This window comes from Microbispora sp. ATCC PTA-5024 (assembly GCF_000511135.2).
In the GTDB taxonomy this organism is placed as follows: domain Bacteria; phylum Actinomycetota; class Actinomycetes; order Streptosporangiales; family Streptosporangiaceae; genus Microbispora; species Microbispora corallina.
This window is the reverse complement of record NZ_KI866522.1, coordinates 1,388,257-1,401,568: the sequence shown is the minus strand read 5'-3', so window position 1 is coordinate 1,401,568 and position 13,312 is coordinate 1,388,257. Positions and strand designations below refer to the sequence as shown.

Genomic DNA, 13,312 nt, shown 5'->3' with positions numbered 1-13,312 from the left:
ACCTCGGGAGGTGGCCGCCCGGCCGTGGCGCCTGGCCGGGTACGGCGCGGGCGCTGCACTCGTGGTCACCGGGCTGTCCGGCCTCGCCGCCGACGCCCGCCACACGCATCCGTTCGGGTGGGCCCTGTGGTTCGGGGGGCTGATCGCCGCGCACGACGGGATCGTGGCGCCACTGGTGGTGACGGCGGGCGTGCTCGCCGGAAGGGTGCGCGAGCCGTACCGGTTCTGGCTGAGGGCCGCGCTCGCCGTGGGCGGCGTGCTCGCGCTGGTGGCGTTGCCGATGGCGCTGGGCATCGGCAGGCGGGCCGACAACCCGTCGCTGCTGCCGCTGAACTACGGGCGCGACCTGCTCCTCGTCCTGGGCGTGGTCGCGTCCGCCGCGGCCGTGGCCGCGCTGCGCGACGGCCGCCGGGGAAATCGAGGTGGCCGGTCGCCCCGGCCGGGAGCGGACAGGGGCGGCGGACGTCCTCCGAGAGGGAGGTGACACCGTCCGCGGCCACGAGAACATGGGGGTCGTCGAAGCGGTCGTCCTCGTGGGTGACCACGGTCCTGCTCGCTCCGAACCCCCTCTGCCCGGGCTGAGGGGAGGGGCTCCGCCGGCATCCGGCTCCACCCGGGCCGGATCTCACCGCCTACGGCCGTCGTCGCCGTGGTGGTCGGGGTGGTCGGGGTGGTCGGGGTGGTCGCGGCCGACCGGTGTGCCGTCGGGGGCGCCGTCGGGCGTGCCGCCCATCATCGCCAGCATGGGCAGCCCGCCGGTGGCGGCGAAGCGGACGGCGAGGACCGCGGCCAGGGCGAGGAAGGCCAGGTTGAGCCAGGTCGTGTAGTCCCAGGTGATGTGCGCCTCGACGACGCGGGCCGACCGCTCGTGCGGAGTCAGTCGCAGCGCCCAGAACAGAAGCTCGACGAGGTAGCCGGCCGCGGCCATGGTGAGGTAGAAGGCGCCGAAGACGAAGGCGGCCGTCCTCCAGCCGTAGTACTTCCGGTAGATGTTCAGGATCGGCAGGATGATCAGGTCGGCGAAGATGAACGCGACGACGCCGCCGAAGCTGATCCCGCCGTTCCACAGCACGGCCGCCAGGGGGACGTTGCCGACCGAGCACACGAAGCTCACGATGGCGACGAGCGGCCCGACCAGCGGTCCCCACAGCGCCGCCAGCACCGGGTGTCCGGTCAGGAAGAAGCCCTGCCAGAAACTCGAGGGGACCCAGGCGGCCAGGGCGCCGGTGATGAGGAGCCCGGCCACGATGTCGCGCCAGATGGCGGCCCACTCCATGACGAAGATGTGCGAGACGGCCGTGAACCCCCTGGCCGAGGTCAGCCGCCGCCAGAACGAGCCGGGGCCGGTCACGGACATGTCCATGGCGGCGTGCCCCTCCATCGATCCGGAGACGCCCTTATCCGCCTGTTCGCGAGCCTCCTCGACGAGGCGGCGGCGCAGGAACAGCCGGAACAGCACGGCGATGAGCACGATCATGATGGGCCCGCCGGCGAACTCGGCCGCGGTGAACCGCCAGCCCATCAGCAGGGCCAGCAGGATGCCGAGCTCGAGGACCAGGTTGGTGGAGGCGATCTCGAAGGCCATGGCCGCGGTGAAGCTCGCGCCCTTCCGGAACAGCGACCTGGCCAGGGCGACGGCGGCGTACGAGCAGGACGAAGAGGCCATGCCGAGGCCGGTCGCGGCGGCCAGGGCCCTGGGCGAGTCGTCGCCCAGGACGGCGGTCACCGCCTGGCGGCGCACCACGGCCTGCACGACCGCCGACAGGGCGAACCCCAGGATCAGCGCCCACAGGATCGTCCAGCCCATCGTCGCGGCGATCGTCAGCGCCTTTCCCACCTGACCCATCCCGTAACTCCCCCGGTAGCGCGGCCTCTCGGCGGACGCCCGTCCAACGCCGCACCGACGGGGCCGCCGGTCGCCCCGTGGTGTGCCCGGCGAGGCGTGCCCGGCGCCCCTCTCGGCCTTCCCCGATTCGGCCGTTCCGATCCCGCCCGCGGTCACGGGAACGCGGGCCGCCGGACGCGGATGAGCCCTGGCCGCATGACCAGGGCTCGTGCGCCGGTCGCCGCGTCACCCCCCCATGAGCCGCGACAGCCGGACGATCGCGCCGCCCGCGAGGTCCACGACCACCGGGCCGGACGCCGCCGGCCGGACGGTGCCGTCGTCCCGCGTGAGCGTGACGGACACGGCGACCTTCCGGTCGAACGTCGAACGGTCGGCGACCAGCGGCTGCACCAGAGTGACCTCCAGCGTGGGCGCGTCCGCGGGGAGGACGGCCCGCGCGACCTCGATGCCGGACACCGCGAAGACCAGCCCCACCCGGGCGACGCCGGCGGCGTGCAGGTCCACGTCCCGCCGGATCAGGACGGCTGTGTGCAGGTTCTCCAGGTAGACGTTGCGGACGACCAGCTGGGCGGGGTCCGCGGGGTCGAGCACCGCCTGCGGCACGACGGCGCCGTCCCGGACGGCGGCGGGCAGCGTGACGTCCCCGTGGGCGGGCACGCGCGCCGGCGGGTCGAGCGCGACGCGCTCCCACCCCCCGATCGCCTGCCGCACCCAGAGGGCCGTCACCGTCGCCGCCGTGTCGGCGTCGTTGCGCAGCCCGGTCGCGGTGACCCGTACCGGCCCGCCCGGGTACGGGCCGGCCAGCTCGTCCACGTCCAGGTGGACGGTGGTCGCGATCGACGTGGAGGAGTCGCCGGTGTCGAAGACGACCTGCGAGACCGCGTCGCCGCCGCGCAACTGGGTGACCGCCACGACGGCGTCGTCGTAGTCCACGTGCAGCGCCAGACGGATCGCGTCGTCGTCCAGGACGGCGCGCGGGCCGCCCTCCAATGTGCTCGACCGCACCGACACCCCGGTCGACCCCACCGAGGGGGACGTCGGGAGCAGCACGCGGACGTCGCGCCCGCCGGCGTCCGCGCGCAGCAGCGACTCCAGCTCGGCGAGCTCGGCCGCCGACAGGTCGGGCACGCACCGGGCCTGCAGCCGGCACGGCAGGCCCGCGTCCACGGTGGCGTCGAACACCTGCAGCCACTCCAGCTGAGGGCGTCCGGCGACGTCGCGGGCCACGCGGTAGTGCGCCGGCACGACGAGGTACGTGGCCGGCTGCTGGAGCGACTCCCACACCGAGTACCGGTGGTCGCGGTCCAGGCGCGGAGCCGGCGCGAACCGGCGGGCCGGGACGCGGCCGAGCTGGAAGGCGTCCTGGCAGCCGACGATCACGGGCTCCGGGCCTCCTACGTCCTGCCGGTACAGGCCGGGGTTGTCCCGGCACGGCACCAGCAGCGGCAGGCGGTGCGAGCGGGTCACGGACACGCCCATGTCCATGGTGAACGAGGGAGGGTCCGTGGCGAGCCCGCCCGATCTCCTGACCCCGGTGAGGATGTCGCCGCGCCGTCCGCGGAGGTCGTCGCGGAGCACCAGGCGCCCGCCTGCGCGCGGCAGGGGGAGCGGCACCCGGGCGAGGGTCAGCGGGGTCGCCACGTCATCCACCCGCGCCTCGGCCGGCGACGCCGCGAAGAAGGCCGGCCCCGCCACCGCCGCGTCCGCGAGCGACGCCTCCACCGCGGCCCGCGCCGCCGCGGACGTTTCCGTCAGCGCCGACTCCGTGAGAGACGACTCCGCGAGAGCGGACCCGGTGAGGGCCGACTCCGGGAGAGACGACTCCCTGAGGGCCGACTCCCTGAGAGCGGACCCGGTGAGGGCCGACTCGGCAAGAGACGACTCCGTGAGGGCCGACTCCGTGAACGGCGTCGACACCCGGGTCAGCCGGACGGCGCCTTGCCCGGCCGTCGTGAGCTCACCGGGGACGCGGACCTCGGTGGTCACCACATCCGCCCAGTTCGGATGCTCCTCGGGGATCGGGTGCTCCACGCGGGGCGGCTCCTCGAACGGCCACGCCCGGATGGGCACGACCTCCAGACGGCCCGGGTCCGTACGGTCCAGCCTGTCGTGGTTCACCAGGGAGGTGGCCCACGCGGCGAGCGTCTCCTGCACGCCGACGAAGCTGGTGCTGACCACCAGCCCCGCCCCGTCGTCCGGCTGGAAGCCCGGCGTGCTCAGCGCGCCGTACGCGGCCCGGGCCACGGCTCCGCTGATCTCGGCCCGGCAGTGGACGACGCCGTCGCGGACGTCCACGTCGACCGGCAGCTCCGTGGAGGTCGGCCGGCCGGTGTCGGCGTCCACGAACGGGATGCGCAGCCGCACGCCCACATCCGTCCAGGGGACGGTCTGGGCGCCCGCGGGCGGCGGGGGGAAGCGCAGCACGGTGGTGACCGTCGCGCTGAGCACGGGCGATCCCTCGTCGTCGTGACCGGTGACGCGGAACAGGAACCGGAACGTGCCCTCGGTGGCGGGCACGAGCTCCGGCGCGGGCGCCCACCAGGGCGAGCCCAGCTGCGAGTCGGGCAGCAGGGGCTCGCTCCGGTCGGCAGACCCGACGCGGGGGCCCGGCTCGTCGGCCGGGACTCCTGGCGTGTTCATCCCGGTCAGTCCTGGCTCACGACGGTGACGCCGGGGGCGGTCTTCTTCGGCACCCGGACGGCCAGGTCGCCGCTGCCCTCGCCGTCGGTCCAGGGCCCGATCCACTCGTCCCCGTCCTCGAACAGCGTGCCCTTGATGATCACACGCACGCGGTACCGGTACGCCGGCGGCCGTCCCGGCTGCCCGGTGTAGAGGGCGAACCGGCGTTCCTTGTAGTCCTGCCCGGTGTCGGCCATGGTGAAGGTGAACGTCGAGATCGGGCGCTCGCCGCCGTCGGGGCCCTCGCCCTTGGGCTGCACCTGCACCTCGACGATCTGGTTGCTCGCCGTCAGGTCCCGGTTGATCGAGATGGGGGCGAGCACCAGCGCGCCGGCGTTGTCGGCGCGCACGGCCACGTCGAGGCTGTCGGTGAGCGTGCCGAACGGTCCCGGGTCGAGGTCGACCTCGTTGGCCTCGACGATGATCCGGGAGAACCGGTCGTCGAGGGCGGACGGCGACTCGTCGAACTGGATGGTGCGCCGGACGAACACCTTGTCCGGACGCCATCCCTCCGGCGCGCCGGTGACCTCCTCCGCCTTCTTCTGCGTCTGCCGGGCGAAGAAGACCTCGCTGGTCGCGCCGCTGGCGTAGACCAGGGTCGGCGAGGAGGCGGGGGCGAGCGGGGTGGTCTCGCCGACGGGGGCGCCCTCGCCGTGCACGTCGGTCGTCGCGTCGACGTCCTGGGGGCGCGGCGGCGGCAGGAAGTCGTGGGCGGACCACGCGATCTCGCCGTTCACGCTGGGGTAGCCGATCTGGACGCTGGCGAACTTCACTGGGTCGCCGCTCACGTTGTGGGCCGGGTCGGGCCACTTGATGACGGGCCGGCAGACCGTGGTGATCTTGCGCTCCCAGTTGTCCAGGTACAGCGTGCGCATGTAGCGGCTCTTGAGCTCCGGGTGGGCGGCCAGCAGGTCGGCCACGCCGTCCACGTTGCCGCCCATCGTGCTCGGCTGCGCGTACATCTCGTCGACCTCGAACGTGAAGGAGTTGGCGATCTCCACCCGGTCGTGCCGGAAGTTGAGGTTGAACCCCGCGTTGAAGCCCCAGCCGAAGATGTTGAGCAGCCCGCCGGGCTTGGGCGGGGCCGGGTCCTGGACCTCCGGCATCGGCTGGAAGATCACCTGCTTCGCCTGGTCCAGCCACATCGCCACGAGCATGTCGATGTACTTGGTGACCATCGCCTCCTTGTTGTCCGCGCCGGGAATGGTACGGTCCATCTCCAGCTCGACCTTGATGTCGCCGTTCATGCGCAGCGTGTTCCAGGTGGCCTTGAGGTCGGCCGAGCTCCACCAGTAGCTGGCGCTGGCCTGGGCCGTGAAGTGGCTGAACACCCGCTCCCAGTTGGCGGTCATGTGCAGCCGTGTGATCGGCGCCCACAGCGGCAGCGTGAGGTCGGCCGTCACCTCGATGGGCACCTCGGTGCTCAGCAGACCCTGCTCCACCTGCGCCGCCGCGAACGTGCCGAGGTTGACGACGAACGGGTGCTCGGCGGTGGGGATCAGGCTGCCCGGTCCGGCGCCCTGGGCGGTGACGAAGAACGGGTCGCCCGCGTTGCCGCCCTGCGTGCCGTCCTGGTCGGTGATCATCAGGCGCAGCGTGGAGCTCCTGATCGGGATCGGCCGGATGTCCGCGATCGTGGACCGGTCGGCCATGCCCGGCTTGACCTGCCAGAACCGGTCCCGGCTGCCCTGCTGCATCCGTTCCAGGATCTGCTTGTGCGCGGCCTGCAGGACGCCGTCGGGCGGCGCGCCGGTCATCGCGAAGCTGAGCACCCCGCCCGAGGTCTCCCGGGTCTGGCCGGGGAGCACGCCGATGTTCGTCTCGCCGTCCTGGACGCCCATGAAATGCAGGAAGCTGAGCCTGAGATCGCCGTTCGGCTTGCGCGCCAGGCGCATCCGCTCCGGCAGCCAGTAGAAGACGGGGTTGGACCCCTGGGCCTGGAGCTCGTCGTTGTGCTTGTCGGGAAGGAAGACGAGGGCGTACTCGACGCCGGCGTCGTTGAGGGTGACGGTCTCGAAACCGCCGGCCATGATCGGTCCTGCTGGATTCACCATCGCTGGCTCCTGACGTGTGTGGGGAGGCCGCTCACAGGGCGGCGGGGTAGTAGATGAGAGACCGGTCGAGGCCGCGTGCGACCACGGCGGCCGCGTTGCGGAACAGCCGGAGGTTGGCCCGGTTCCGCGGGGCGAGGCCGGGGTTGCCGTCCTCCCGCAGGTGGGACTGGGCGGCCGCGTCCTCCCACCGGCCCGCGTTCGCGGCGGCGTTGAAGCCCGGCCAGCGGGTGGGGAAGAACGAGCCCGTCCAGGCGATGCTGTGCGCCCCGAGCCGGGCGTCGGCGGGCCAGTCCGCCCACCCGGGGAAGAAGGCCGACAGCCGGGCCTCGTTGAGGTCGAACCGCTTGCGGACGAGATCGTCGATCGCGGCGTCGGGCAGCTCCAGGGTGTGGATCGCCTTCGCCGCCAGGTGCCCCTTCTTCGCGAGGTCGGGCGCGTCCTTGATCCGGTGCCACTCGGCCACGATCTCGGCGCGGGTGGCGGGCGTCCCGGTGTCCTTGTGGACGAACGGCAGGGCGGCCGCCTCCTCGGGGGAGTCGACGAGGTTGCCGACGCCCGTGGTGACCAGGCCCTTGACGTCCTGGTACAGGTAGGGGAGCCGGCCCTCCATCGGGGCGCTGAACTCGGGGAAGAAGTCCCTGACCGACCGGGCGGAACCGGTCGGCCCGTCGGGTGTGACGGGCTCGGGGACGTCCTCGGCCAGCGGCCCGATCGGCAGCCCCGGCCAGTCCTCGATGGGCCGGGGGAAGTCCTCGGCCACGGAGCCGTCGTCCGGGTCGAGCCTCGCGTACTCGTTCCCCGAGAAGATGTACGGGTTGCCGCTCGGCCACCACAGTGCCGTCTCGATCGGCTGGAACGTTCCAGGCCAGTCGTCGGCGATCGACTTGGCCTCCGGGTCGATCTGGCCGGTGGCGCCGTCGAACTCCTGGTACTGCTCCCCGGAGAAGAAGTAGGCGTTGCCGCTGCCCCACAGGATGGCGGCGTCGATGCCGGACTCGAACAGCCCGGGCCACATCTCGGCGATCGGCCGCGGGCCGTCCAGCACGGTCCCGTTCTCCACGTCGTACGACAGGCACTGGTCGCCCCGGAAGAAGAAGACCGAGCCGTCGCTCCACGGCAGGGCGGCGTCGATGTCCGCCTCGAACAGGCCGGGCCACTGGTCGGCGATCGCCAGCGGGTATCCGTCGTCGGCGCCGTCGGCCTCGACGTCGTACCGGATGTAACGCTCGCCGGTGAAGAAGTAGGCCTTCGCCCCGGACGGGGCGACGAACCCGCAGAGCTTGTCCACGGCCGTCACCCCCCGGCCTGGGGAGCGGGGTCGCCCGACACCGTGCCGACGTGGCGGAACCCGCGCGACTCGACCAGCCTGCCGCCGGCCGCCTCGATCCGCTCGAGGGTCCGGGGCCGCAGCCGCAGCTCGGCGAAGTCGCCCGTCGCGGCGACGAGGTACTCGACCCGGCCGGGGACGGCCTCGTCGTCGCGGGTCCAGATCGCGCCGGTCAGCGCGCTGAACCGGGACGGCACGGCGATCTCCTCCTCGAGCGCGGCCGCCAGCTCCTTCTCGAAGGTCTCCTGGATCATCCGCAGCGGGAGGTGGACGGCGGCCATCACCAGCGAGTGGCCGTCCCGCATCCGCAGGACGTCCAGCGCCGCCTCGTCGTCCGGCACCGCGCCGGCCACGAGCCGGAAGCGCGGCTCCTTGGTGTCGGCGCCGAGCCGGGCGATCCGGTGGCGCATGCCGAAGAACCCGGTGTCGCTGACCAGAATCGAGTTGACGATGCAGCGGTACGCCGGCGGGAACCCGTAGCCGGCCTCGCGGTACAGGCTGCGCACGAACAGCGTGCCGGGCGGGTGCGGCAGGTCGCCCGCGCCCGGCATGACGTCGCCGGTCATGGTCTCCTCGAAGACGGAGTCCACCGTCGAGGGGTGCAGCCGGATGTCGCAGAAGGTGAGGTTGCGCATGCTCAGGCCGCCGTTCCGGTCACGCCGATCTGCATGTGGATGTGGTTCTTGTGGGCCTCGCGGCCGTGCGGCGTCCCCGGGGCGGTGGCCGGGTGGTCGGGGTGCATGATGAAGCTGCGCTCGCCGATGGACGTGGGCGTGTCCAGCCCGTCGGGGCCGTCGGTGCGGTCCTGCCACTCGGAGGCGACGAACTCGTACACGGCACGCCAGAAGTCGCGCGTGAACGGGTCGGCGTCCTCGTCGTCGAGCCGGTAGGACGTGTCGGACCCGGTCCCGGGCGGCCAGTTCCCGCCGGGGGTCGCGGCGGTCGACACGGTCCCCCAGTCGTCGTTGACGGTGAGGGTCCACTCCTCGCCGTCCTCGGCGACCGCCTTGACGCCGACGAAGTCGACGGCGCGGCCCTGGCCGTGGCAGTCGGTGCGCGGGCGGCCCTGGTTGTCGACGCCGCCGCCGGAGATGCCGAGGTGGTACAGCTCGACGACGTTGTAGGTGTCCTTCAGCCACTGGCACAGCCGCACCAGGGCGAGCGCGTTGCGGGGGTCCAGCCGGTCGGGCGCCGCCGGGTGGCTGGGCTGCCCGAACTTCACCGTGCCCGACGCCAGGTAGCGGACGACGACTCCGGCGACGTTGCCGTCCTGGGCCTGCTCGCCGTCCCAGCCGTCCAGGCTCACCCCGTCCGGGCTGCCCTCCCCCTCCAGCCGGATCACGTCGCTCGACTGCAGGTCGAGCAGCTCGGCGTAGGCGTCTTCCTTGCTCATGGCGCGTGCGGGATCGCTCACGATCCTGGTCCTTCCGGTGCGGTACGTCACCGCTGACGCGGTGGTCTGTCGCACGACGGATGGCGCGGGGCGGACCGGTGATACAGCGAATCTTCACGAGTTTTCCGGCGGGCTACGGTCGTCCACGTCGGGGGCCGATCCGGCGGGCCGGTGCGGTCGTCTACGGCCGGGGGTCGATCCAGCCGGTGATGACGGCGGCCCCGGCGGACGTGCGGACGTGCAGCCGGAAGCGCCGGGCCGGGACCGGCTCGATCACGAACCAGCCGACCTCGTCGACCGGGACCTCCCGGACGGGGCCGTCGTCGTCCCGCACGAGGACCGCGCCGGGCTGCGCGGGCACCAGCTGCCCGCGCACCGCGTCGGGATGGATCTCGGCCTCGACGGACAGCTCACCGGCGGCGAAGCTCAGCACCCGCGGCCCCGAGCCGTCCGGCCGCGGCTCGTCGCGCAGGCCCGCCGGTTCCCGCGCCGAGAGCAGGGAGTCGAGCTGCAGCTCGGCCAGCTCGGCGTCGACGGTCCGCCAGGCGAAAGCCGCCTTCCCGGCGCGCACGAAGGAGTCGGGCACCCGGGCCTCGCGCACCGCGTGCCCCAGCTCCTCGAGCAGCCGGTCGTCGTCGTCCCACCAGCTCGGTACGTCCGTCACGCCGTCGCTCCCGTCCACGTCGACCGCCTAGGCCAGTTGGAGAGCGGCCAGGGTCCGGCTCCTGCGCAGCCGATCCAGGCAGCGCCCGCGGGTGGGGCCGATCGCCCCCACCGGCACGCCGAGCGCGGCGCTGATCTCGGCGTAGGAGGCCGGCGGCTCGGCGAACAGCATGCCCAGCAGCTCCCGGCACCGGGCCGGCAGTTCGGCGAAGGCCGTGCGCAGGGCGTGCCGCCGCTCCGCCACCAGTATCTCGCCGTCCACGCCGTCGTCCTCCCCGCGGGGGCCCGGCTCGGGGTCGTCCACCGGCACCTGCCGCTTCCGGGCGCGCAGCAACTGCAGGCACTGGCGCTGGGTGGTGCGGACGAGCCAGCCGGGAAGGGCGGCCGGCTCGTGCAGCGTGTCGAGGCGCTCCACGAGCCGCAGCCAGACGCCGCCGGCGACGTCGTCCGCGTCGCTGCCGGTCACGCCGTACCGGCCGCACACCCCCCAGACGAGCGGCGCGTACCGCTCGACGATGGCGTCCCACGCTGTGGCGTCGCCCTCGCGCGCCCGGAGCACGAGGTCGACGACGACCGGATCGTCGCGCATGGCCCGTCAGCCCTCCAGCGGGTACGGCCGGACCTCGGCGGCCTCGGCCAGGAGCTTGTCCAGCGCCTGCCGGGGCGTCACGGAGCCCGGCACCGTGCGGGCGGCGACCGCGCCGCTGACGAGCGCGGCCGAGAAGGAGGTGCCGCTCCAGCGGGCGAAGCCCTGGAAGGTCTGCTGGTCGCCGTCGATGTCGACCTCTCCGGTGAGGTACGCGCCCACGACCCCCTCCCCGGGCGCCAGGCACGCCACCCACGGGAGGTCCGGGCTCCAGCCGGGCATGACCGGGCGCCCGTCCACCGTGCCGTACGCGCCGACCGCGACGACGGGCGGGACGGCGGCGGGCCAGCAGGCCGAGCGCCGGCTGCGTCCGGAGCTGAGGTGGGGGAGCGCGCCGTGGTTGCCCGCTGCGGCCACGACCAGCACGCGCGAGGCGAGCCGCTCGATCGCGCGGGCGATGACCAGCGGAGGCCCCCCGGACAGCGTGAAGCAGCCGAGGGAGAGGTTGAGGATGTCCGGCTGGAAGGCGGCCGCGAGCCGCAGCAAGGCCCGGGCCGTGTCCCATGAGTCGGCCCGGCCCGTGCCGGGGTCGAGGACTCCCTCGACGGAGACCTCCGCGGCCGGCGCCTCCCGCTGGATGAGGCTCCGCACGAACGCCGAGTGGCCCGAGCGGTACGGAAGCGGGTGCTCCGCCGTGCCCGGTCCAGAGGACGCGAGAGGGGTGTCGACGACGCCGACCCGCACGCCGCGCCCGGCGTCCTCGTGCCCGGCGGGGGACGTCGGCACGTCGGCGGCGCCGACCGGCTCGGGCTGCCCGCCGCTCATCGGCTTGTGCCCCAGCACGTCGAACTCGCCCAGCGACATGGGCTTGTGCCCGAGGGTGGAGAACCCGCCGCTCACCAGATGCATGGGCTTGTGGCCGGTCGCGAGGACGGCGCCGTCCGGCAGGGACATGGGTTTGTGGCCGTCGCCGATGACCGCGTCCACCACCCGGTTCTTGCCGATCGTCGGGACCCAGCCGCCGCGGTCGGCGGCCGCCTTCTCCCGCAGCAGGGCGAGGAGCTCGCCGACCTCGACGGGGTCGTCGTCGGCGTCCCTGAGGTCGCGCAGGCGGGCCAGCCCGAGGAGTTCGTCGCGGTCGTCGGCGGCGAGGGCGGCGTGCACGACGCCGAAGTCGTTCAGCATGCGCTCGACGACCTCCAGGTGCAGGAGGTCGACGATGAGTTGGTCCGGTTGGTGCGATGTGGTGCCCGCGTCGACTGGCATCTGGATAGTGTCCTTCCCGGGGGTCATGACTCGTCCGGAACGCGAACTTCCTCAGACGGAACCACGAGGGCCTGGCCGTGATACATCCAACGCAGGAAACGCCGCCGGGCGCAAGGGCTCACGGGAACGCTCCAGCACGCGCCTTCGCCGTTCGCGACAACGGCGACGGCGACGGCCCGGCGGACCCGGCGGACGAGCCGCTGGCCGAGGCCGAGGCGGCGCTGGCCGCGGTCGACCGCGACCCCGTCTCGGGCCTCCCGACGGCTGAGAAGGCAGCCCGGCGCGCGGCCCGCGCGGGCCACGCCGTGGCGGCGTCCACGGCCGAACGCGCCTGGGGGCACGCGCTCCTGCACGTGGGCGAGCTCGACAACGCCATCAGGCACCTGAGCCGCGCCGCCGCCTGGGGTGTGCGGGCCGGTCGTGCCGACCTGGCCGGCGAGGCGCGGTACAAGCTCGCGTTCGCGGTTCTGCAGCGGGGCAGGCCGCAGGCGGCGCTGCGCGAGATCGACGCCGCCCTGCCGGATCTGACGGGCGTGGCGGCCGCCCGCGCCCGCGCGCAGCGCGCGATCGTGCTGCACGTGATCGGCCGCCTCGACGAGTCGCTGGCCGAGTTCGAGCTGGCGCTGCAGGTGCTGCGCCACCACGCCGACCGGCTCGGCGTGCAAAGGATGCTGATCAACCGGGCCCTCGTGCACTCCGACCGGCACGCCTTCGCGGCGGCCGAACGCGACCTGCTGGAGGCGGAGACGCTGGCGCGCGAGCTCGGCCGCCCGCTGACGATCGGCCTGATCGCCAACAACCTCGGTCTCATGGAGACGCTGCGGGGCGACGTCCCGGCCGCGCTGCGCCACCTCGACCGGGCCGAGCGCATCATCGGCGCGCACGGCGCGCAGCTGGGCACGCTGCACCAGGACCGGGCCGAGCTGCTGCTGTCGGTGGGGCTCGCCGCCGAGGCGAAGGCGGCCGCCGCCCGCGCGGTGGACGCCTACCGCCGCGAGCGCCGCTCGCTCAAGGTGCCCGAGGTGCAGGTGCTGCTCGCGCAGGCCGAGATCCTTTCAGGCGACCCGTCCGCAGCGCTGGGCCACGCCCGGGCGGCGCTGCGCCGCTTCCGCGCCCAGGGGCGGCGGGAGTGGACGGAACTGGCCCGGCTGTCCGTCCTGTCCGCCCAGCGCGCCGCCGGCCGCCGGTCGCGCCTCCCGGCGGCGGTCATCGACGTCATGGTCGCGACCCTGGACGCGGCGGGATGGCCGGCGGCGGCGCTGGACGCCGCGATCGTGGCCGCCCAGGTGACCGCCGAGGGCCGCGTCCGGCGGGGTGAGGAAGTGCCCCACCAGCTAAGCGCCGAGGACCACGTCCGGCCGGGTGAGGGAGCGGCCGACCTTTCCGGAGCAGTTGGCGACGCGCGGGCGGGCGCCGAGCCGACCGCCGAGCGGCGCGCCCGGACGGCGGGCGTGGCCGCCGGCTACCTGAGCCGGGCCGCGGCGGCGTCCCGGTCCCG

General features: G+C 73.8%; 11 protein-coding genes. 2 read left to right on the top strand and 9 right to left on the bottom strand.

Translation table 11 applies throughout. The annotated features are described in order from the left end of the window. Positions 1–10: 10 nt before the first annotated feature. Positions 11–484 carry a hypothetical protein gene (locus tag MPTA5024_RS06315; protein ID WP_051457760.1) on the top strand — a complete coding sequence of 158 codons (474 nt, stop codon included), beginning with the start codon at positions 11–13 and terminating at the stop codon, positions 482–484. A gap of 141 nt (positions 485–625) precedes the next feature. Here MPTA5024_RS06315 and MPTA5024_RS06310 read toward each other — a convergent pair whose 3' ends face one another. The 9 genes from MPTA5024_RS06310 to MPTA5024_RS06270 all read right to left on the bottom strand — a co-directional run bounded on the left by MPTA5024_RS06310 (position 626) and on the right by MPTA5024_RS06270 (position 11,814). Then, positions 626–1,846, bottom strand: a complete 1,221-nt coding sequence (locus MPTA5024_RS06310) for a permease (RefSeq protein ID WP_084369449.1) — start codon at positions 1,844–1,846, stop codon at positions 626–628. Positions 1,847–2,071: 225 nt separating this feature from the next. Then, entirely contained in the window at positions 2,072–4,486 is a 2,415-nt protein-coding gene (locus tag MPTA5024_RS06305) for a hypothetical protein (protein ID WP_036320709.1), read from the bottom strand. A gap of 5 nt (positions 4,487–4,491) precedes the next feature. Next, positions 4,492–6,579, bottom strand: coding sequence for a hypothetical protein (locus tag MPTA5024_RS06300; RefSeq protein WP_157099307.1), 2,088 nt, complete (start codon positions 6,577–6,579; stop codon positions 4,492–4,494). Between the two features lie 31 nt (positions 6,580–6,610). Then, the gene (locus MPTA5024_RS06295) at positions 6,611–7,867 is read right to left on the bottom strand and encodes a hemopexin repeat-containing protein (RefSeq protein ID WP_198166968.1); all 1,257 of its coding nucleotides are present in this window, start codon (positions 7,865–7,867) and stop codon (positions 6,611–6,613) included. A gap of 5 nt (positions 7,868–7,872) precedes the next feature. Further along, positions 7,873–8,541: a hypothetical protein gene (locus MPTA5024_RS06290; protein ID WP_036320702.1), complete on the bottom strand. Its 669-nt coding sequence runs from the start codon at positions 8,539–8,541 to the stop codon at positions 7,873–7,875. Between the two features lie 2 nt (positions 8,542–8,543). After that, complete coding sequence (locus MPTA5024_RS06285; protein ID WP_157099306.1) at positions 8,544–9,320, bottom strand: hypothetical protein; 777 nt, start codon at positions 9,318–9,320, stop codon at positions 8,544–8,546. A gap of 160 nt (positions 9,321–9,480) precedes the next feature. Beyond that, positions 9,481–9,963 carry a hypothetical protein gene (locus tag MPTA5024_RS06280; RefSeq protein ID WP_036323402.1) on the bottom strand — a complete coding sequence of 161 codons (483 nt, stop codon included), beginning with the start codon at positions 9,961–9,963 and terminating at the stop codon, positions 9,481–9,483. Positions 9,964–9,990: 27 nt separating this feature from the next. Next, positions 9,991–10,551 (bottom strand): RNA polymerase sigma factor, encoded by a 561-nt coding sequence (locus tag MPTA5024_RS06275; protein WP_036320694.1) that lies wholly within the window; start codon positions 10,549–10,551, stop codon positions 9,991–9,993. A gap of 6 nt (positions 10,552–10,557) precedes the next feature. After that, complete coding sequence (locus tag MPTA5024_RS06270) at positions 10,558–11,814, bottom strand: S8/S53 family peptidase (protein ID WP_036320691.1); 1,257 nt, start codon at positions 11,812–11,814, stop codon at positions 10,558–10,560. Positions 11,815–11,891: 77 nt separating this feature from the next. Here MPTA5024_RS06270 and MPTA5024_RS41905 point away from each other — a divergent pair. Next, the coding region (locus MPTA5024_RS41905) for a hypothetical protein (RefSeq protein WP_198166967.1) at positions 11,892–13,312 on the top strand (1,421 nt) is incomplete at its 3' end.